Origin of the sequence: Crystallibacter degradans (assembly GCF_012952295.1) — a bacterium.
Classification (GTDB): domain Bacteria; phylum Actinomycetota; class Actinomycetes; order Actinomycetales; family Micrococcaceae; genus Crystallibacter; species Crystallibacter degradans.
On the sequence record NZ_JABBCH010000012.1, the window covers coordinates 24,012 to 42,357 of the forward strand.

The window sequence follows — 18,346 nt, forward strand, 5'->3', positions numbered from 1 at the left end:
TTTTGGTCTCACGGGCGGCGGTGGCATCGCGGAGGCTACTTGGCGCACGGGGAGTCCTGCCCGTCCGGTTGAACTTGTGACGAACTGCTCCTGGTCAACGCGGCCTAGAGGGATCCGGGATCCGGTTCCGGCAGAAGTCCCAGCTGCATCATGAAATCCAGCTGGTCCCAGTAGAAGTGGTGGGAAGTAATCAGGCCGCCTTCGGCTCGGGCAACATCACAGCTTCTGAGCCTGAGCTGCCGACCAGTCGCCGGCACAGTCTCACCTGAGGGCGTGTGCATTTGGCCGGTGTGGGTCCCGATGAAATATCCCTCGTCGATTGCGACGCTTCCAGCCTCGTGCCTTTCAAGGGACTCGTAGACGGCGTCCGGAAACGCCTCTGTCAGCTGCGACATGTAGCGGCGGATGGCGTCACGTCCGCTGAGTTCGCCCTGGTCAGGTGTAACGGCCACCGCGTCCTCGGCGTAGCAAGCAGCCAACGCCGCCAAATCCTTCGACGTCATGGCCGCGGTCATCCGGTCCATGATCTCCCGCACCTCATCCATGAGTTCCTCGCTCCCGGCCCTACCGCATGCGCTCGGGCCACTTGCTGGCATGGTGCCTGCCCGCGGGCGCCCGTCCATTTCTAGTACACGCCCGGGATTAGGGTAGGTCAACGGGGCGCATCCTGGACGAAAGGGTTCTGTGCTCCCTCAGCGGCCGGTAGGATCGCGTCCATGGAATACGTCGTGATGTACAGCCTTCGTGACGGCGTCGACCTCTCGCGCGTCATGGAGACGTTCCCCCGTCACAAGACCTACTATGAGGCTTTCCGTGCCGACGGCGGCGGGCTCATTGCTCTCGGCCCGTTCCAGACCGCCGATCCTGCCGGCGCCTCGATGGGAATCTTCACGTCGCGCGAGGACGCTGAACGTTTCTTCGCCGATGATCCGTTCGTCACCGAAGGTCTTGCAGAACCGCGAATCCTCGAGTGGGACGTTGAACGCTTCGAATAGGCGGCACGTCCTGACCGACACCTGCTGTCTCAGCCTCCTCCAGAACAGGATTGAGCCCTAGCGGCGGCCAGACCTGGCGGGCAAGGTCCTCTTCTCCGGGCCGGTTCGGAGCCTACCGCTCCACATACGACGCCGCTATGGGAGGATTTCCCCATGGGGAGAAGGATCGATGTCATCCCGCTTTGGCTGCGGCGGACCGGCGTCGAAGTGCTCGGCTGGGCCCTTATCCTTATTGGTGTCGCGATGCTCGTATTGCCGGGCCCGGGCCTGCTCGCAATCGTGAGCGGCCTGGTAGTGCTGTCGCTACACAATGTTTGGGCAAAGAATCTGCTTGCCAGGGTCAAGACCCGTGCGATCAGGATAGCGATGGCGGAAGTGCAGACGTGGCCCCGCATCCTGGCCGGTGTCATGGGCGGGCTGATGGTTGTTGTCGCAGGCGTCGTATGGACTGTCCAACCGTCCATGCCGGACTGGTGGATGTTCGGTGAGCAGTGGTGGCTTCCCGGAGGATGGGGCGTCGGACTCGCCTTGATCTCCTCCGGCCTGATAGCACTGCTCATCCTCTTCTATTGCTTTCGCAGGTTCCGCCCGCCCCGTTCCTCGTCACCCCGCGGGGGATCAAAACCATAGGCCTTCGCCCCTTGCCAGGGATCGGCATCAGCGCCGATGTCTTGCGCTCAGCCTGTTGGTCCTCTCCGGAAGTACAAACGGCTCAAGCTCCCCCGGAGGAATGCCGGCCGCTTCGCGCAGCTGGACCCTCGGGCGTCACGTCGTCGCCCCGTGCCGGCGGCCGCAGCGGTACTGCTAGGTCTTACCGGCGCCTGAAATGCCCTTCGATTCGCCGTCCCCGGCGCACGTGCGGTTTCACCCACACGTCACCGGAGGCTGCCGGGGGAAGTGCCGAGGCCATGTCGATGACAGTCGGCCCCGACACGGCCAGGGCTGCTGTTCTCGCGCGGTTTTCGCCTTCGAAAGCGTGGGTCATGAAGTCGAGTGCGTCAGGTGCAACCCCGGCCCCTACTGCCTCGTCCCGCCAGACTGATACCGCGGCGTCGACCGCCTGAATCCGTTGTACAGCTTGGTCGCGGGTCAGCCGGAACACGTGGGCGTGCTCAACCAGGAGCCCGATATCGCGGTCCGCCGGATCGTCCTCCGGTGTCAGGGGTGTTGCCGCGCTGTCCAGCCTGGAGGGGTTTACGTCGAAGGACGGCGAAAGCCGCCAGCCGGCCCCCACCCGGAGCAGTCCGTGGTTGCGCATGTGGTCATCAATGTTGTTTACCATGGCCGTGAAGGCAGCGCGGGAGAAAAGCTCGGCGGCATCCGCGTCCGGGCTGGAAGAGATACCGGCGACTTTCGAGGCAAGAGTGGCGTAGTCCACGAGCTCATGTTCGGCGATCCGGAACGCCGTCCTGAAGCTCATGTAAGGCAGCCGCCGCACGCCCTCGCGGTCGAACCTCCGCGTGAGGAACACCGAATGGTCATGACCCAGCGGGACCGTCTGCGACGGCTGGACCGCAATACCGGCCTTGGCCTGCATCCGTATCGCAGCGAGCTCCCACGCTGAGATGTCGTAGACGTCCGAGGTGCGCGGGAACTTCGCCAGGTGCATCGTTCCTTCCTCGTCGCGTACCCAGGCCTTTGGTTGCGCGCCGCCGGGGGATGAACCGACACCGATCAATTCTTTGACTCCTTCATCCACTTCACCGTTTTCAGCGAAACGGTTTGCGGCGTCGGCGAGCCTGGCAAGGTCGCGGATGCCAGCCCGTTCATGGGCGGGATCGAGGAAAACTCCCTTCTGACGGAACCGCAGCGCACCTTGCCGGGTTTCGTCGCTCACGGCCAACAGAAGATCAATCTCCGACGGTTGACGAAACTTCTCCCGACGATCGCGCGCGGCCCGGCGCATGCCGGCGTCAAGCAGGTTGCGGCCCCACCGGTCGGGGGCAGCGTCATCGAATGCCACGAAGGTGGTCCGGTGCGGGGGCGGCGTGTGAGGCCCCCGCTGCAAAGGCAGGTCGGGCGAGATCGCGAAGGCCCTGTCATCGGCGAGCCAGTCGTCCAGGTAGGTGAAAGTCAGCGATGGGGCTTGGAACCCCGGGCGCACCTCGACCGCGCAAATTCCTGTTTGCCGGTCGTCGACCCAGACTTCGAAAGTCACGAGGACCGCCTGGCACGCTGCCGGCCGAGCAGATGGGCCCGCAACCGGCCCAGGTCAGTTTCCAAGGGGTCGGTGGCCGATTCCAGCCGCTCCGTGAGGTTCAGGATGTTCGACAGGGCAAGAAAACTGCCGAGACGGACCCCGTCGTCGCCACGTTCTATGCGGCGCAGTGTCGGCACTGAAATGTCTGCCCGCTCTGCAGCCAGCTCCTGGCTCAGCCCAAGCATTATTCGCCACTGACGCAGGTGCTCGCCCAATCGCTCGCTCGTTTCCATTACCACTCTCCTTAATGGAACTAGTCTATTGTCTTTCTACACATAACTGAATGAGAGAGTTGTGTTACCTCCAGGAGGGCTGGGCCGCCAAGACGCCCCTACCCCTCCGGTGCTCTGAGTCAGGCAGACAAGCGTCTGCGGACGATTCGCTGGCCGCCTTGGCGTCGAACCGGCCAGCGATCTTGGCCGTCACGGGCTTCATCGCCTGGCCCATCTGGCGCATGGTCAGTTCCGTGCCGTTGGCCTTCAGACCTTCCACGACGTCCTGGACGATCTGCTCAACCTCGGAGCGGGTCGGCGCTTTCGGCAGGTAGGCCTCGATGACCTCGGCTTCGAGAACCTCTGCGAGGCCCGGCTGTGTTCGTCTGCCTCGGTGTAGATGCGGGCGGTGTCGGCGCTTGGCAGCTTCTTTCTGCAGCAGTGCGATGACCGGGGCATCGGCCAGCTCGGCCGGCATCTTGCCGGACTTCTCACGGGCAGGCTTTGAAGAAGTCATGAACACCACGTCACAGCTGCAGCAGATGACGCTACCGTAGTGCCATGACGATGGCACTTGAAACCGCCCAAAGAGGCAAAGTGTGGGGAAAGTGTGGGATTGCCCTCACGAAGAGACAAAAGTCCCCGTCAATAGTGGAGCTTAGGGGAATCGAACCCCTGACCTTTTCATTGCGAACGAAACGCTCTACCAACTGAGCTAAAGCCCCGTGCCACTGCGTTCGATCATATGGCGGCTGGCTGCTTTGGAACAAGCTGAGGCGTCAAAAACCTTTACGCAGCCTCAGGACAGGAACGGCAATAACGAATCGGGAGCACTTCTCCTGCAGCCATGCTCACAACGTGCAACAGACCTAGAATCTGGTCATGGACGACAAAGTGCTCAAGGCCGTTTACACGATCTTCCTCGGGGTCATTCTTGCGTTGTTCGTCGGTCTCGGCGTCCGCACCTTCTACCCGCCGCCTGAGATGCCGGAATTCCCGATCGAATTGTCCGTCCCGACGAATACAGAACCCACGGATGAAGAACTGGCCCAGCAGCAGGAGGCCCAGCGGGAATACGAGATCGCGAACCGCGCCTGGATGGAGGAAAACGAAGCCTACAACCGCAATGTCACCACCGTGGCGTTGGCTGCGTCGGTGGTCATGCTCGGCCTCAGCCTGCTGCTCGAGAAGCGGAACAGGGTTCTCGCCAACGGCGTCATGCTGGGCAGCCTCTTCACCCTGATCTACAGCATCTTCCGCGGCTTCTTGTCCGGAGACACCACGCTCACCTTCATCACGGTGACCATCGGACTGGCCATCGTACTCTTCCTTGGTTACCGCCGGTTCTTCCAACCGCGGGCCCAGACCCCGGTGGAGGCTTCGGGCTAACGCCCGCCGTCCCGTGCAGCTAAAACAGCAAGACCCCTGTATCTGCCGAGGATCGGCGGATTCAGGGGTCTAAAGCTGTGTGAACAACAAGGTCGGTGCTTTGCGGGCTCCTCTGACAGGTTGGCGGCGGGTTGTGCCGTTTCTCCTGCACCTCACGGGCACTTGCTTGTGGCGCGGCCCGTTCTGGAAACCATTTCAGCAGAGCTCGGGCAATCCGTGCAATAGTTAGTTCATTAGTTGGTCAAACTGATCAAAGTAAGCAGGCTCTGCAGGACAGGAAGTGGTCATTTTGCAGCAACTCGACCCGACGGACCGCAAAATCCTCCTTGCGCTTGATGAGGATCCCCGGATTCCCGTCATGCTGCTCGCACAGAAGCTCGGGTTGGCCCGCGGCACGGTCCACTCCAGACTGGAACGTCTGGCCGCGACCGGCACGCTGCGCCCCAATTCAGCCCGGGTCGTTCCCGAAGCCGTCGGACGCGGCGTGACCGCCATGGTCAGCGCGGAGCTGGACCAGAGCAAGCTCAATGACGCCATCGATGCCTTACGGAACATTCCCGAGGTCCTTGAATGCCACGCGCCGGCCGGAGACACCGATCTGCTGCTGCGGGTGGTCGCAAAGAGTCCGGATGATCTGTACCGCGTCAGCGAGGAAATCAGGCTGTGCCCAGGCATCACCAGGACGTCAACGCAGATGTTCCTGCGGGAGGTCATCCCCTACCGCATCACGGGGCTGCTCCACGAGGAGTAAGCCGCCAGTGGGGCGAGCCGCCGGGCGGAAGGCTGCGGGGTCAGAAGAAGAAGTGCAGGATCACGCCGATGCTCCAGATGCTGCCTGCTGCGAAAGCGCAGCCCAGCTCTATCAAGATCCCGATCCCCATGGCTTTCAGCGCGACCGCACTCGAGTGCAGGGCGGGACGGAGTTCCCGCTGGCGCAGGTATTCGCTGAGCAGCAGGCCTACTGCAAAACCGACAAACAGTCCCACCACGGGGATGACGAACATCCCCACCAGGCCAACAACCACGCCGACCACAATGGAGCGGTTGGGAATCTGGCGGCCCTTCAGCCGCTTGCCTGTCAGGACGGCGCTGGCCAGCATGCCGGCAACCACCAGCACCGCCCCCAGGCCAAAGACCACCCAGCCCACCGTGTTCTGCAGGACCAATGCCCAGATGAGCAGGCTGACGCCAATGGTGATGGCCCCGGGCAGCACGGGAACAATAATTCCGGCAACGCCGACGGCGATGAGCAGTCCGCAAACGAGCGTGACGATGATCTGGGCTTCCATAGCCCCAGCCTATTCGGAACGGTCCGTGTGGCCCGGTGGCGCCGCACTGAATGTCGGATGGGACGCGCCCTCGGTGGGCTCCGCCGTCGTTAGTCTTTCTGTTTTCGCGCTCTGCCGCTTGCCACGCTTCCTGCGCCAGATCAGGCAACCCAGAACGCCCAGCAGTACCACCACAATAACGACGGCGGCGACCGGGGATGCGAGGACCAACGCCACCCATGCGGCGATCGCTGCCATCCCCACGGTCGCGTAGACGATGGCCCAGAGGAGACTGCCAAGCACGACGGCGGGCAGGAACCGGATCATGCGCATCCTCGCAATTCCGGCGCTGCTGACCACCGCGGTCTGGATGCCGACAGTGAGGAAGCACAGCGTGACCGCGAAGGGACCGAAGGTGTTCATGAACCGCTCGGCACGCTTCATGACCGGGCCGTTAAGGTGCCGCTCGAACCGGGTATGGCGTCCGCCGGCGGCGATTCCACGGCCGAGCCAGTAGGTGGCATTGGAGCGCATCATGGCGACGCAGAAGAGCGCCAGAATTGCCCAGCCCAACGGAAGGTCGAGGAAAATATCCACAGACTTCCTTTCGCCGCTGCCGCCCCTGACACCTAAATTCTACAGCCCGTAGAAACATTGGGGAACGGATCCCACACCGCGTAACGGCCGGTTCCACCCGCATTATTCCGTTACTGCCCTACTGCACGCCCTTGATCTTCACCACGAACACCGCGCCGAGCAGGCCCACCACGGCGGCGAGCACGAACAGCGCGGTGTAGCCGCCCAGATAAAGCACCACGGGGGCCGCCACCAGCGGAGCGAAAACCTGCGGCAGCGAGTTCGCCACGTTGATCACGCCCAAGTCCTTGCCCCGGTCTGCCGCGCTGGGCAGCACCTGGGTCAGCAGGGCGAAGTCGACCGCCAGGAACATGCCGAAACCGGCGCCAAGCACTGCCGCCGCCACGAGCCCCATCGGCCAGCTGGGCCAGAACGCCACCAGGATGGACGCCGTCGCAATCGTCACCGCGGAGGCGATCACGAACGGCTTCCGCCTGCCCAGCCGGTCGCTCCACGGTCCGCCGATGACGGCGGTAATCATCACCATAACCGCGTAGATGCCGGTCAGGATCAGCACGCCAACGGCCGGATCGGCGTGGCCCACGGCGTCCTGCAGGAAGAAGAACAGGTAGAGCGTGAAGAGGTTGTTGCCCAGGTTGACCAGGAACCGCGTCACCCAGGCCCAGCCGAAGTCGGGGTATTTGGCCGGGGAGATGTAGAAGCTCTTCAGGAACCGGCCCCACACAAACGGCGGGCGCAGGGCCGGATCCAGCGGGGTGTCCCGGCCCTTGATCAGGAACGCGATGATGCTTACGCCTAGGAAGACCGCGCAGTAGAGGTAGCCCAGGACAAAGCCGCCGGCGAGATTGGCCAGCACCGCACCGAAGACGATGCCCACGGTCTGGCCCATCGCGGCCAGGCCGCCCACCTGCCCGCGCTGCAGGGTGGGCACCTTGTCCGGAATGGTGGCGGTCACCGCGGCGTACGCCCCGTTGCAGCCGGCCTGGACCAAACACCAGCCGATCACCATGACAGCGATGTTCGGTGCCCCGGAGAGCATGAGCAGGGCGGCGAAGGCCAGGATGGTCCCGCCAAGGACCCACGGGACGCGGCGGCCCAGGCGCGAGGTGGTGCGGTCGCTGAGCGCCCCGGCAATTGGGTTGGCCACCAGCGATACGGCCGCACCGAACCCGGTGGCCAGCGCCAGCACGGCTTCCTTGTTGGCGGCGTCGAAACTTTGCGACTGCTGAGCCAGCAGCACCTGCAGCGAGGCAAAGAGGACCGCGTTGATGCCCAGATTGGTCAGCAGGACGGCGGTGATCCAGCCCGGTCCGACTTTCCGGGTGGGTTCGCTGTAAACGTCCGGGGCCGCGGGAAAGGCCTGCCCGGTCTCGCCCGGATCCTGGATTGCCACCGCTCGCTGCGCCCCTTACTGCCCGGCGAACTGCGTGATGAAGCCCGCCCCGATCGTGGCCACCATGGCCACAACGACGAGCCAGACGAAGGGTGTCTTGAATCTGCGCATAGTCTTCATGATGGAACCAGTTTAGGCCCCGCGGGTCAGCCGACCGGCGCGCGGCCGGATTGTTTAGCGAGCTTCTTCAGCCCCACCGAGACCTGCACCGGCTCCGGCCAGCGCGGCGGCAGGTTGTCCCCCAGCGTGACGCCTTTGAGCTTGCGCCCGAACATCGGCACCACCCAGTCCCGCAGCCAGGCCCGTTCCGCCCGCGCCAGCTCCCGCCAGCCGGCCCGTTCCAGAGGCTCCAGTTGCTTGAGTTTGAGGGTGTGCCGCACGCCGAGCGCCGAAAGCACCTGCGCGGCCATGTATTTGTGCCCCACCGGAGACATGTGCAGTTTGTCGGTATCCCACATCCGCGGGTCCTGGTAGATCTCGAACGCCCAGTGGTCCACCAGCAGCGCATCGTACCGGCGGGCGATTTCGCGCACCGCCTCGTTGTACAGCCAGTTGCGGCGCCGCATCGGCTCGAGCACCGGTGGCAGCATCACGTCGAACCCGGTGAACAGCAGCAGCTGCGCGCCGGTGGAGGCCAGCCGTGCCACGGCGTTTTCATACTGCTGCAGCAGGACGTCCATATCCTTGCGCAGTTCCAGGATGTCGTTGCCGCCGGCGTAAAAGGAAACCAGCGTCGGCTTCATCGCCACAGCGGGCTCGATCTGGTCCGCTACGATCTGGTGCAGCCGCTTGCTGCGCACCGCGAGGTTGGCGTAGCGAAACTCCGGATCCGGCTTGCCCAACTGCTTCGCCACCCGGTCCGCCCAGCCGCGCACCCCGTTGGGGAACTTGGTGTTGCGGTCCCCCACACCCTCCGTGAAACTATCCCCGAGCGCTACAAATAGACCTGGCACGCGCCCCACGCTAGCCGCGCACGGCAACGGCCGGGCAAACACCGGGTGAACTTCCGCACCCCACGGCGGAGCGGAATATGCTGTAACCATGAGCGCTGATTCCACTCCCGTGTCCGTTGCCGCCGAAACCGCCATCACCGGAGCCACCGGCTCCCTGGGCGGCACGGTTGCCCGGCTGCTCTCCGAGGCGGGAGTCCCGGCACGACTGATCGTGCGGGATGAGGTCAAGGCCCCGAAACTTCAAGGAACGACGACGGCGCAGGCCGACTTTGGCGACAAGGCCGCCTCCCGCCGTGCTTTGGAAGGCATCAAGACGCTCTTCATGGTCTCCGCGTCCGAGTCCGAGGACCGCCTTGAGCAGCACTCCACTTTCATCGACGCCGCCGTGGAGGCCGGCGTCGAGCACATTGTCTATACCTCGTTCTTCGGCGCCGGACCGGACGCCACCTTCACCCTGGCCCGGACCCACTACGCCACCGAGCAGAAACTGCGGGAAACGGGCCGCAAGCACACGCTGCTGCGGAACAACTTTTACGCCGACATCCTGCCGCACTTCGCCGACGAAAACGGCGTCATCCGCGGCCCGGCCGGCGACGGCAAGGCCGGCTTCGTGGCCCGCGAGGATGTTGCCCGCGCCGCAGCGGCGATCCTGCAGCAGCCTGTGGCGCACGCCGGTTTCGTATACGAGCTCACCGGGCCGGAATCAATAAACCTGACCGAAGCGGCAGCCATCATTGCCGACGCAACGGGCCGGCCGACGTCGTTCCTCAATGAATCGGTGGAGGAAGCGTATGCCTCCCGGGCGCACTACGGCGCGCCGGACTGGCAGCTGGACGCGTGGGTAAGCACCTACACGGCGATCGCCAACGGCGAGCTGGACAAGACAACCAACGACGTCGAGCTGCTCACCGGCCGTCCGCCGCTGAGCCTCCGGGACCTGCTTACCAAGTAGTCCCCGGCGCCCGAGAAACCTACGCGTTCCAGAGTCCGTAGGAGTCGGCCAACGAGGAGATCTTTTCGGCGCGGGCCAGTCGCGGCAGGTAGGAACCGTCCCCCACCACGGCGCCGGCGGCATGCGCGTCCAGAAGTTCGTGCGCCCAGCGGATTTCGGACTCGCTCGGCGAAAGCGACTTGTTGATCGTGTCAGCGGCATCCAGCAGCAGGCACAGCTTGCCGGTCATGCCCATGGACGCCGTGACCTTGCAGGCCTGCTTCAGGTCATCGCCCAGCGCGCCCACGGTGGGGCCGTCGATCGGGCCGGGCAGCTGCCCCACGCGGGACGCGATCACCAGGCGGGAGCGCGCGTAGGCCAGCGCCATCGGATCGTCGCTGGCGCCAGTGTCCTTGCGGAAGTCGCCCACGCCAAAGGCCAGGCGGAAGGTGCCCGGAGCGCGCGCAATGTCGGTGGCGTTCTCGACGCCGATGGCCGATTCGATGAGCGCGAGCACCGGTGTGCCGGCCTGCAGCCGCATGGCGGTGTGCGTGACCTGGTCCGGGCGCTCGGTCATGGCCAGCATGACACCGCGCAAACCCGGAGCCTTGGACAGCGCCGCCAGGTCATCGGCCCAGTACTCGGTATCGATGCCGTTGACCCGGACCCAGGCCGTCATACCGGTGGACAGCGCTTCCACCACGCGTTCGCGCGCTTCAGCCTTGCCTGGCGCCGGCACTGCGTCTTCCATGTCGAAGATCACCGAATCGGCTTCCGACGCCAACGCCGGAGCGAAATTGGCTTCATCGGCGGCCGAGGCGAGGAGCCAGGAACGGGAAAGTTTTGCAGGCAGTGCTGCGGCGCGGCTGTTTCTGAACGTGGGCATACCTAGAGCCTACTTAACGCGGGCGCAACCGGCTAACATCCTGAGTGAAGAATGCGGCCAACATCACGCGGTTTACGCGGTTCGGGGTGCCCACGGCCCGGCGCCCGGCGTGCGTAGCAGCTGTGGCCTAAGGTGTGACTATGGCGCAGTTGAAACCCCGCACCACCGACGCTTTGTCCGACGCCGAGTCCAAGCGGCTGGCCCGGGCCCTGGCGGACAGCGATGATGTGACCGTTTTCGTCAACGGCACCACGGTGAAGCTTCCCGCCCAGGCGTGCAACGCCGTCGTCGATGTTTTGCAGCGCTTTGCCCAGGGCGATGCGGTCATGGTCAGTTCGGCCGAGGATCTGCTCAACACCTCGCAGGCGGCCGAAGTCGCCGGCGTTTCGCTCACGTACATGCGGCGGCTGACCGATGCCGGGACCATCCCGGTGGAATACCGCGGCACGCACCGGCGCATCCGGCTGCGCGATGTGCTCGCCTGGCTCGGAACCCGTGAGCAGAAACAGCCGCAGGGCTGAGCGAACGGCGCATTCCCAGCCTCCAGTGAGGGGAAACACAGGGCGAGACGGCCGTTGTGGGGAATGGTCGCGGGGAAGTACGTGGTTATCCACGGTGCACGTACTACTTTGTCTAGGAGATTCAATGAGCATCAAGGTCCTGACCCTCGTCGGCAGCCTTCGCAGCGATTCCATCAACCGCCAGCTGGCCGAAACCGCCGCAACGGTTGCCCCGGAAGGTACCGACGTACGGATCTACGACGGCCTCGAGAACATCCCGTTCTATAACGAGGACCTGGACGTTGAAGGCTCTGTTCCGGCAGCGGCCGAGGCACTGCGCGAGGCCGCCAAGGAAGCCGACGCCGTGCTGCTGGTCTCCCCCGAATACAACGGCACCACCCCGGCCGTGCTGAACAACGCCATCGACTGGCTGTCCCGCCCGTTCGGCGCCGGCGCTCTGAACGGCATGCCGGCGGCCGTCATCGGCACCTCCCCCTCGCCTTACGGTGCGCAGTGGGCGCACGACGACGCACGCAAGGCGCTGGGGATCGCCCAGGCCAAGGTGCTCGAGGACGCCAAGCTTTCCATCGGCGCCCGCTTCGAGGTCTTCGCCACGACCCATCCGAAGGACCACGCCGAATCGGCCGCCGAGATCGCCGGCATTGTCTCCGCCCTGGCCGGCGCGGTGGAACTGGTCAACGCGTAAGCATCTTCGCCAGGCACCGAGCGGAGAGCGTCCGTAGCTGGCATCAGCGAGTGCGGCGGCTCTCCGCTTTTGCTTTCCGGGTTCTGCACGGGCGCGGGAGCCCTTAGGCTGAGGGTCTGGCAATACCACCAACGCTTCAGAAACGATCACAGGAGGTTCCGTGAGCGTAGAACTTGCTCCGATCATTGAGCTGCGGAACGGTGCCAAGCTGCCGTTTCTTGGCCTTGGCACCTGGCCCATGGACAATTCCGAAACGGCCGATGCGGTAGAGGCTGCCCTGAAAATCGGTTACCGGATGATCGATACCGCCGAGAACTACGGCAACGAACAAGGGGTCGGCGACGGCCTGCGGCGCAGCGGGCTGGACCGCAGCGACGTCTTCCTGACCAGCAAGTTCAATAAGGAATGGCACAGTTACGACGGCGTTGAGCAGGCTTTCGACGCCAGTGCCCGCCGGCTGGGCGTCGAGTACATCGACCTGCTGCTCATCCACTGGCCCAATCCTGCCCAGGACCGGTACGTCGATGCTTTCGCTGGCATGACAAAGCTGCTGTCGGACGGCCGGGTCCGGGCCATCGGCACCTCCAATTTCAAGCCGGCCCATCTGCAGCACCTTTTCGATTCGGGCCTGGTGCCGGAGGTCAACCAGATCCAGCTGGACCCGCGACACACCCGGCAGGACATTGTCGCCATCCACCAGGAACGCGGCATCGCCACACAGGCCTGGAGCCCCATCGGCCGCGGCGGCGACCTGCTCAAGGAGCCGGTCATCAGGGAGCTGGCCGAAAAGTACCAGAAGACACCGGCCCAGATCGTGCTGCGCTGGCACACCCTGCTGGGGCACGTCGTCATCCCCAAGTCGTCGAATCCGCAGCGGCTGGCAGAGAACTTCAGCATCTTCGACTTTGTCCTCACCGGTGACGAGCTGCGCCGGATCAGCGCCATGGACACCGGCGACGAGGAAATTCTCGACGCCGACAGGTTCGGCCACTAGGCTGCCGGACACACAGCTGGGCGGCTCCCCATGTAGGGAACCGCCCAGCTGTTGGCGATGTGCCGGCTGCTACTGCACGGTCATGGCAGCCACGTCGGGCGCGCTGTCCACGTACTCGTATTTGACCATCAGTTCGCCCATGTCACTCAGCACCTGTGTGGGCACTTCGCCGTCGAACGTTTCCATCTTCAGGTCCTTGGCCACGGCCTCGTCCATGCCCATAAACTTCGGTAGCACGGCCCGCACGCCTTCCGGATCCGCCTCCGCCGCGGCCAAGGTCTCGGTCACTGCAGCCTTGAAGTCCGCCACAATTTCCGGGTTCTCCTCCGCGTAGCTGCCGCTGGTGAACGTCACCATGGTCGGCAGGCCGGGCAGGGCCTTCTGGTTCGGGTAGCCCACCAGCTTGTAGTTCTCGTTGGCCAGCGCCCGTGACTGGAATGGCTCCGGGATCCAGATGGCGTCAACGTTGCCGCGTTCCAGCTGCGCTTCCATATCAGGGAAAGGCATCTCACTGAACTTCAGCGCTGACGGATCTCCGCCGTCGATTGCCGCGCTTTCCATGATCGTCAGGTCGCCCTGCGTCTTGAGTGTGTTGACGGCGGTGGTCTTGCCTTCCAGATCCGCAAAATCTTCGATGCCTGAGTCCGCCTTGGTGACCACGGCGTTGATGTCTTCGCCTTCAGCTTTGGAGTTGCTGTAACCAGAGACGATCTTCATGTCCAGGCCCTTGTTGACGGCGGTCATCACCGACAGTGGATTGCCCACCGCGAAGTTCATTGTTCCGGTGGAGACAGCCGGCAGCATCGCTGCGCCGCCCTGGCCCGTCTGCAGCTCCACATTCAGTCCGTGCTTTTCGAAAATCCCCTCATCGATGCCGTACTGCATCGCGGCGGAGGGGGCAATCGTGAGGACTCCGACGGTGACGTCCTGCAGACCGCCGCTGGCGCCAGCGCTACCTTCCGGCGCCTCAGATCCTGAAGGTGAACCCGAGCCGCAACCAGTCAGGGCCAGGGCGATAATGGCGCCGCCGGCAAGAACTTTGGAGAAATGCCTTTTCATAATGAGCCTCTTCCGTGAGGTGGGTAGTGTGACTTCGCCCGGACGCTGACTTGTCCTGACGCGGGGTTAGGCGTAGAAGCGGGCGAGGAATTCCGCGACGACGGCGGGACGTTCCTCGCCTTCGATCTCGATGGTGTTGCTGGTCTTGATCTGCACGCCGCCCTTGACCTCGGTGACTTCGGCGATGACGGAGTGCAGGCGGACCTTGGCACCGACCTTGACCGGGTTGGTGAAGCGCACACGGTCCAGTCCGTAGTTGACCTTGGTCTTGACGCCCTCGACGTCGAACAGCTCGCTCCACAGCGGGATGATGAGCGAGAGGCTCAGGAAGCCGTGCGCGATCGGGGCGCCGAAAGGACCGTCCTTGGCCTTCTCCGGGTCGGTGTGGATCCACTGGTGGTCGTTGGTGGCATCGGCGAAGGTGTTGATCTGGTCCTGGGTGATCTCATGGTAATCGGTGTAGCCGAGGTCCTTGCCGACAAGCCCGGACAGTTCTTCGAAAGTGACAACGAGGTTGCTCATAAGATGCTCCTGAAAAAGTAGATGTTGATGGTATTGACGAATTTCTAGCGGAAGGCGCCCTTGCCCGTGATGGCCCGACCGACGATCAGCGCATTGATCTCATGCGTGCCTTCGTAGGAATAGACGGCTTCGGCGTCGGCGTGGAAACGTGCGACGTCGGTGTCCAGCGTGATCCCGTTGCCGCCGACCACTTCGCGGGCCAGGGCTACGGTTTCGCGCATTCGGGCGCAGCAGAACATCTTGGCCAACGCGGAATTCTCGTCCGCGTAGATGCCCTGGTCCTGCTGCTGGGTCAGCCGCACCACCATGCCAAGGGAAGCGGTAACGTTGCCCAGCATGGTGGCCAGCTTCTCCTGGACCAGTTGGAAGCTGCCGAGGCTCTTGCCGAACTGCTCGCGCTGCTTTACGTAGCGCACTGCTGCCTCATAGGCCCCGGCCTGCAGGCCGGCGGCGATCCATGCCACGTCCGAGCGCATGTTCCGCAGCATTGCGGCGACGTCGGCGAAGGAGTTGACGTTCTGCAACCGCGCAGACTCCGGCACGGTGACATCCCGGAAGTCGATATCAGCGTTCTGCATCAGGCGAAGCGAGGTCTTCCGGTGGATCTTGGAGATGGTCACGCCCGGCGCGTCGGTGGGAACCAGGAAGGCCTTGACCTGCTGGTCTGCCTCGTCGCGGGCGAAAACTGCCAGCACGTCGGCGGAGGCGGCTCCCCCGATCCAGCGTTTGGCGCCGTTAATGGTCCAGGTGTCCCCGTCCCGCCGGGCACTGGTTTCCAGCCCGCCGGCGATATCCGAGCCGTGGTCCGGCTCGGTCAGCGCGAAGACGCCTTTGTGCTCAAAGGAGCGGATCTTCGGGTCCAGCTCCGCGGCCTGCTCGGCACTGCCGCCGAGGTTGACCGCGGTCCGGAACAGGCCGGACTGGGCATTGTAGAACGTGGCCACGGAAGCATCCGTGCGGGCCAGCTCGAAGTTTCGGAAGCCCGCATAGAGTCCGCTGGCGGTCGCACCGCCGTCGCCGGGCTGCGAGGGCTCCATCAGGTTCAGATCGAACAGCGGCTGCGCAATCTGATACGGAAACTCTCCCGCTTCCCAATACTCGGCCAGCAGCGGGTGGACCTGCTCGTCCAGCACCTTGCGCAGCCGTCCCAGCACCGCCAGTTCGTTCTCGGTGAGCAGGGACGAGAAGCCGTACTGGTCCGACGGGTAGAACCGTCCCGCCGTGGCTCCGGCCCGTACGTCCGCAGCCACGCTCATGCCTTTTTCCCGGCCTCGAGGCCGAGCAGCTTCACGGCGTTGGCCTTCAGGATCTTCGGCCGGACTTCGTCCTTCAGCGGCAGGTCGGCGAACGCGCTGAGCCATTTCTGCGGGGTGATCAGCGGGTAGTCGGTACCGAAGAGTACCTTGTCCTGCAGTACCGAGTTGGACATCTTGACCAGCGACTCCGGGAAGTACTTCGGGGACCAGCCGGAGAGGTCGATGAAGACGTTTGCCTTATGCGTGGCAATCGAGTTCGCCTCGTCCTGCCAAGGCACCGAGGGGTGGGCCATGATGATCTGGAACTCCGGGAAATCCGCTGCGACGGCGTCGAGCAGCAGCGGGTTGGAATAGGCCAGCTTGATGCCGTAGCCGCCGGGCAGTCCGGCGCCCATGCCGTTCTGGCCGGTGTGGAAGATTGCCGGCAGACCGATCTCCTGCAGCGCCTCCCAGAGCGGGTAGTACTGCTCATCGCTCGGGTCGAAGCCCTGCAGGCTGGGGTGGAACTTGAAGCCGCGCACGCCGTAGTCGCTGGCGAGCCGCTTGGCCCGGTCGATCGCATCCGCACCGGTCAGCGGGTCTACGGAGCCGAACGGGATCAGCACGTCGTTGTTCCGCGCCGCGCCCTCGACAATGTCCTCGATGCTGTTGGGCTCGCGCTTGAGCTTGGTCCGCGCGTCGACGGTGAAGACGACGGCGGCCATGTTCAGCGCGCGGTAGGTTTCCGCGATGCTGTCCAGGGACGGCGTGCGCTCCTCGGCCTTGAAATACTTGCTCGACGCGTCGTTCAGCACCGGAGGCAGGGACACATGGCCGCAGTTGTCGACCTCCACATGCACGTGCATATCGACCGCTTCGATTGCCGAGGCGTCGATCCCGAGTTCGTATGCCGTCGCTGCCATGTTTACTTCGCTCCCGCTGCCTCGGGCTGCAGGTCGGCGGGCAGTTCCGGGAAGGTCTCGCCTACGCTCTGCAACCGCTCGCCGAAGAGATCATCGAACCGCTCGAGCAGTTCCTCGTAGCTCCAGCCGCCGTCCTTGTACTCGGTGGCTACTGCTTCCGGGTGCGACCACAACTGTAGGCGGTCGCCGCCGATCCCGATCGCTTGGCCGGTTACCTTGCCCGCGGCGTCGGAGGCGAGGAAGGCAACCAGCCCGGCAACGTCGTCGGCCGTTCCAAAGCCCAGGTCCTTACGGAAGAAGTCCGGCATGGCCTCGCCGCGCTCGTCGGCCTCCACAGCTTTCTGGAAGAACGGAACGGTCTTGGTCATGGCCGTCGCCGCCACCGGAATGATCGCGTTGGCGGTGACGCCAGCCTTCTTCATTTCCAGCGCCCAGGTGCGGACCATACCGACAATGCCGGCCTTCGCGGCGGCGTAGTTGGTCTGGCCGAAGTTGCCGCGCTGCCCGGTCGGGGACCCGATGGTGATGATGCGGCCGGCGACTTTGTTTGCCTTGAAATAGGCGTAGGCCTCGCGGACGCAGGTGAAGGTCCCGCGCAGATGCACGTTGATGACCAGGTCGAAGTCTTCATCGGTCATCTTCAGCAGGGACTTATCCCGCAGCACGCCCGCGTTGGTGACCAGGATATCCAGCCCGCCGAAGGACTCGACGGCGGTCTTGACCAACTGCTGCGCGGTCTCGGTGGAACCGACGGGAGCGACAACGGCCACGGCCTTGCCGCCGGCACCGGTGATGCTCTCGACGGCCTCGCGGGCTACCTGCTCGTCAACATCATTAATAACGACGGCGGCCCCCTGGCGGGCGAGCTCCTGAGCATAGGCTAGACCCAGTCCGCGACCGCTACCGGTAACAATGGCTACTTTTCCTGCCAGCGACATCTAAAGCTCCTTCGCTTCCACCGGCCTTGGACCGGTGTTTCGGGGTTATCCTGAACTAAGACCAATGACAACGTATATCATTGAAAAAGTCAACAGTATTGAACCGATCAACGGATGAGGAACGATGTCCGCACACACGACGACCAGAGGCAACGACGCCGACCTGGCCGAGAACACAAACGGGGCCCAGCGTCTCCACACCACTGAGCTGGCCAACGAGATCGAGTTCCTCACGGCCCGGGCCCGGTCCCTGGGGTCAGGACGGGCCAACAATATGCTTGCGGAGCTGGATTTGAAGGTCCGCTCCTATTCGGTCCTCTCCCTCGCGTGCAGCGGCCAGAATCCTTCACAGCGCGAACTGGCGGACTTCCTGAGCCTGGATCCCAGCCAGATCGTCGCCCTGGTGGACCAACTTGAGCACCGCGGTGCAGTCGCCCGCGAAACGGACCCGCGCGACCGTCGCTCCAAGGTCATCGTGGCCACAACAGCGGGCCGGAGCCTCTACAAGCGGGCCGAAGCGATTATCCGCCGCTCGGAGGACCAGTCCCTGTCAACGCTGTCGCTGCAAGAACGCGAAACCCTCCGCGATCTGCTCAAGCGCATCGCGTTCTAGGCAGTTCCACCTCCAGAAAGCGCCGGCCTCCC

The 18,346-nt window shown here is 64.1% G+C and carries 23 protein-coding genes and 1 tRNA gene; 9 read left to right on the forward strand and 15 right to left on the reverse strand.

What is annotated here, in order from left to right:
- Nucleotides 1-104: 104 nt before the first annotated feature.
- On the reverse strand, nt 105-545 hold the full coding sequence (locus HGO92_RS16705) for an ester cyclase (RefSeq protein ID WP_169996820.1): 441 nt from the start codon (nt 543-545) through the stop codon (nt 105-107).
- Between the two features lie 171 nt (nt 546-716).
- Between HGO92_RS16705 and HGO92_RS16710 the strand changes: the two genes are divergently transcribed.
- Together HGO92_RS16710 and HGO92_RS16715 are read left to right on the forward strand one after the other, a co-directional pair.
- Nucleotides 717-995: a YciI family protein gene (locus HGO92_RS16710; protein ID WP_169996822.1), complete on the forward strand. Its 279-nt coding sequence runs from the start codon at nt 717-719 to the stop codon at nt 993-995.
- Between the two features lie 153 nt (nt 996-1,148).
- Nucleotides 1,149-1,625 (forward strand): PGPGW domain-containing protein, encoded by a 477-nt coding sequence (locus HGO92_RS16715; protein ID WP_169996823.1) that lies wholly within the window; start codon nt 1,149-1,151, stop codon nt 1,623-1,625.
- Nucleotides 1,626-1,806: 181 nt separating this feature from the next.
- Here the strand turns inward: HGO92_RS16715 and HGO92_RS24530 are convergent, their stop codons facing one another.
- From HGO92_RS24530 to HGO92_RS16735, 4 genes are all read right to left on the reverse strand, one after another.
- The gene (locus HGO92_RS24530) at nt 1,807-3,153 is read right to left on the reverse strand and encodes a HipA domain-containing protein (RefSeq protein ID WP_169996825.1); all 1,347 of its coding nucleotides are present in this window, start codon (nt 3,151-3,153) and stop codon (nt 1,807-1,809) included.
- Nucleotides 3,150-3,428: a helix-turn-helix domain-containing protein gene (locus HGO92_RS16725; RefSeq protein WP_169996827.1), complete on the reverse strand. Its 279-nt coding sequence runs from the start codon at nt 3,426-3,428 to the stop codon at nt 3,150-3,152. The genes HGO92_RS24530 and HGO92_RS16725 overlap by 4 nt, the downstream gene beginning before the upstream one ends.
- A 64-nt stretch (nt 3,429-3,492) precedes the next feature.
- Entirely contained in the window at nt 3,493-3,924 is a 432-nt protein-coding gene (locus HGO92_RS16730; protein WP_169996829.1) for a GatB/YqeY domain-containing protein, read from the reverse strand.
- A 135-nt stretch (nt 3,925-4,059) separates the two neighbouring features.
- Nucleotides 4,060-4,132, reverse strand: a tRNA-Ala gene (locus tag HGO92_RS16735).
- A gap of 157 nt (nt 4,133-4,289) precedes the next feature.
- Between HGO92_RS16735 and HGO92_RS16740 the strand changes: the two genes are divergently transcribed.
- On the forward strand, nt 4,290-4,796 hold the full coding sequence (locus HGO92_RS16740) for a hypothetical protein (RefSeq protein ID WP_169996831.1): 507 nt from the start codon (nt 4,290-4,292) through the stop codon (nt 4,794-4,796).
- Nucleotides 4,797-5,076: 280 nt separating this feature from the next.
- The gene (locus HGO92_RS16745) at nt 5,077-5,547 is read left to right on the forward strand and encodes an Lrp/AsnC ligand binding domain-containing protein (RefSeq protein WP_169996833.1); all 471 of its coding nucleotides are present in this window, start codon (nt 5,077-5,079) and stop codon (nt 5,545-5,547) included.
- 40 nt (nt 5,548-5,587) lie between these two features.
- Here HGO92_RS16745 and HGO92_RS16750 read toward each other — a convergent pair whose 3' ends face one another.
- The 4 genes from HGO92_RS16750 to HGO92_RS16765 all read right to left on the reverse strand — a co-directional run bounded on the left by HGO92_RS16750 (nt 5,588) and on the right by HGO92_RS16765 (nt 9,007).
- A complete protein-coding gene (locus tag HGO92_RS16750; protein ID WP_169996835.1) occupies nt 5,588-6,085 on the reverse strand; it encodes a DUF456 domain-containing protein in 498 nt (165 codons plus the stop codon).
- Nucleotides 6,086-6,094: 9 nt separating this feature from the next.
- Nucleotides 6,095-6,661 carry a VTT domain-containing protein gene (locus HGO92_RS16755; protein ID WP_169996837.1) on the reverse strand — a complete coding sequence of 189 codons (567 nt, stop codon included), beginning with the start codon at nt 6,659-6,661 and terminating at the stop codon, nt 6,095-6,097.
- 118 nt (nt 6,662-6,779) lie between these two features.
- The gene (locus tag HGO92_RS16760) at nt 6,780-8,048 is read right to left on the reverse strand and encodes an MFS transporter (protein WP_169997029.1); all 1,269 of its coding nucleotides are present in this window, start codon (nt 8,046-8,048) and stop codon (nt 6,780-6,782) included.
- 152 nt (nt 8,049-8,200) lie between these two features.
- Entirely contained in the window at nt 8,201-9,007 is an 807-nt protein-coding gene (locus HGO92_RS16765; protein WP_346768994.1) for an SGNH/GDSL hydrolase family protein, read from the reverse strand.
- Between the two features lie 88 nt (nt 9,008-9,095).
- Between HGO92_RS16765 and HGO92_RS16770 the strand changes: the two genes are divergently transcribed.
- Complete coding sequence (locus HGO92_RS16770; protein ID WP_169996841.1) at nt 9,096-9,959, forward strand: SDR family oxidoreductase; 864 nt, start codon at nt 9,096-9,098, stop codon at nt 9,957-9,959.
- A 19-nt stretch (nt 9,960-9,978) separates the two neighbouring features.
- On the opposite strand, the gene HGO92_RS16775 is transcribed toward HGO92_RS16770, so the two are convergent.
- The gene (locus HGO92_RS16775; RefSeq protein ID WP_169996843.1) at nt 9,979-10,824 is read right to left on the reverse strand and encodes an HpcH/HpaI aldolase/citrate lyase family protein; all 846 of its coding nucleotides are present in this window, start codon (nt 10,822-10,824) and stop codon (nt 9,979-9,981) included.
- 140 nt (nt 10,825-10,964) lie between these two features.
- On the opposite strand from HGO92_RS16775, the gene HGO92_RS16780 reads away from it, so the two are divergent.
- From HGO92_RS16780 to HGO92_RS16790, 3 genes are all read left to right on the forward strand, one after another.
- A complete protein-coding gene (locus HGO92_RS16780; RefSeq protein WP_169996845.1) occupies nt 10,965-11,345 on the forward strand; it encodes a helix-turn-helix domain-containing protein in 381 nt (126 codons plus the stop codon).
- Nucleotides 11,346-11,469: 124 nt separating this feature from the next.
- A complete protein-coding gene (locus HGO92_RS16785; protein ID WP_169996847.1) occupies nt 11,470-12,030 on the forward strand; it encodes an NAD(P)H-dependent oxidoreductase in 561 nt (186 codons plus the stop codon).
- 160 nt (nt 12,031-12,190) lie between these two features.
- On the forward strand, nt 12,191-13,024 hold the full coding sequence (locus HGO92_RS16790; protein WP_169996849.1) for an aldo/keto reductase: 834 nt from the start codon (nt 12,191-12,193) through the stop codon (nt 13,022-13,024).
- Nucleotides 13,025-13,093: 69 nt separating this feature from the next.
- On the opposite strand, the gene HGO92_RS16795 is transcribed toward HGO92_RS16790, so the two are convergent.
- From HGO92_RS16795 to HGO92_RS16815, 5 genes are all read right to left on the reverse strand, one after another.
- Nucleotides 13,094-14,083 carry an ABC transporter substrate-binding protein gene (locus HGO92_RS16795; protein ID WP_169996851.1) on the reverse strand — a complete coding sequence of 330 codons (990 nt, stop codon included), beginning with the start codon at nt 14,081-14,083 and terminating at the stop codon, nt 13,094-13,096.
- 66 nt (nt 14,084-14,149) lie between these two features.
- Nucleotides 14,150-14,605 (reverse strand): MaoC family dehydratase, encoded by a 456-nt coding sequence (locus tag HGO92_RS16800; RefSeq protein WP_169996853.1) that lies wholly within the window; start codon nt 14,603-14,605, stop codon nt 14,150-14,152.
- 44 nt (nt 14,606-14,649) lie between these two features.
- A complete protein-coding gene (locus tag HGO92_RS16805; protein WP_169996855.1) occupies nt 14,650-15,861 on the reverse strand; it encodes an acyl-CoA dehydrogenase family protein in 1,212 nt (403 codons plus the stop codon).
- Nucleotides 15,858-16,763 carry an amidohydrolase family protein gene (locus HGO92_RS16810; protein ID WP_169996857.1) on the reverse strand — a complete coding sequence of 302 codons (906 nt, stop codon included), beginning with the start codon at nt 16,761-16,763 and terminating at the stop codon, nt 15,858-15,860. The genes HGO92_RS16805 and HGO92_RS16810 overlap by 4 nt, the downstream gene beginning before the upstream one ends.
- 2 nt (nt 16,764-16,765) lie before the next feature.
- A complete protein-coding gene (locus tag HGO92_RS16815) occupies nt 16,766-17,701 on the reverse strand; it encodes an SDR family NAD(P)-dependent oxidoreductase (protein WP_169996859.1) in 936 nt (311 codons plus the stop codon).
- 124 nt (nt 17,702-17,825) lie between these two features.
- On the opposite strand from HGO92_RS16815, the gene HGO92_RS16820 reads away from it, so the two are divergent.
- Nucleotides 17,826-18,314, forward strand: a complete 489-nt coding sequence (locus HGO92_RS16820) for a MarR family winged helix-turn-helix transcriptional regulator (protein WP_169996860.1) — start codon at nt 17,826-17,828, stop codon at nt 18,312-18,314.
- The last annotated feature ends 32 nt before the right edge of the window (nt 18,315-18,346 follow it).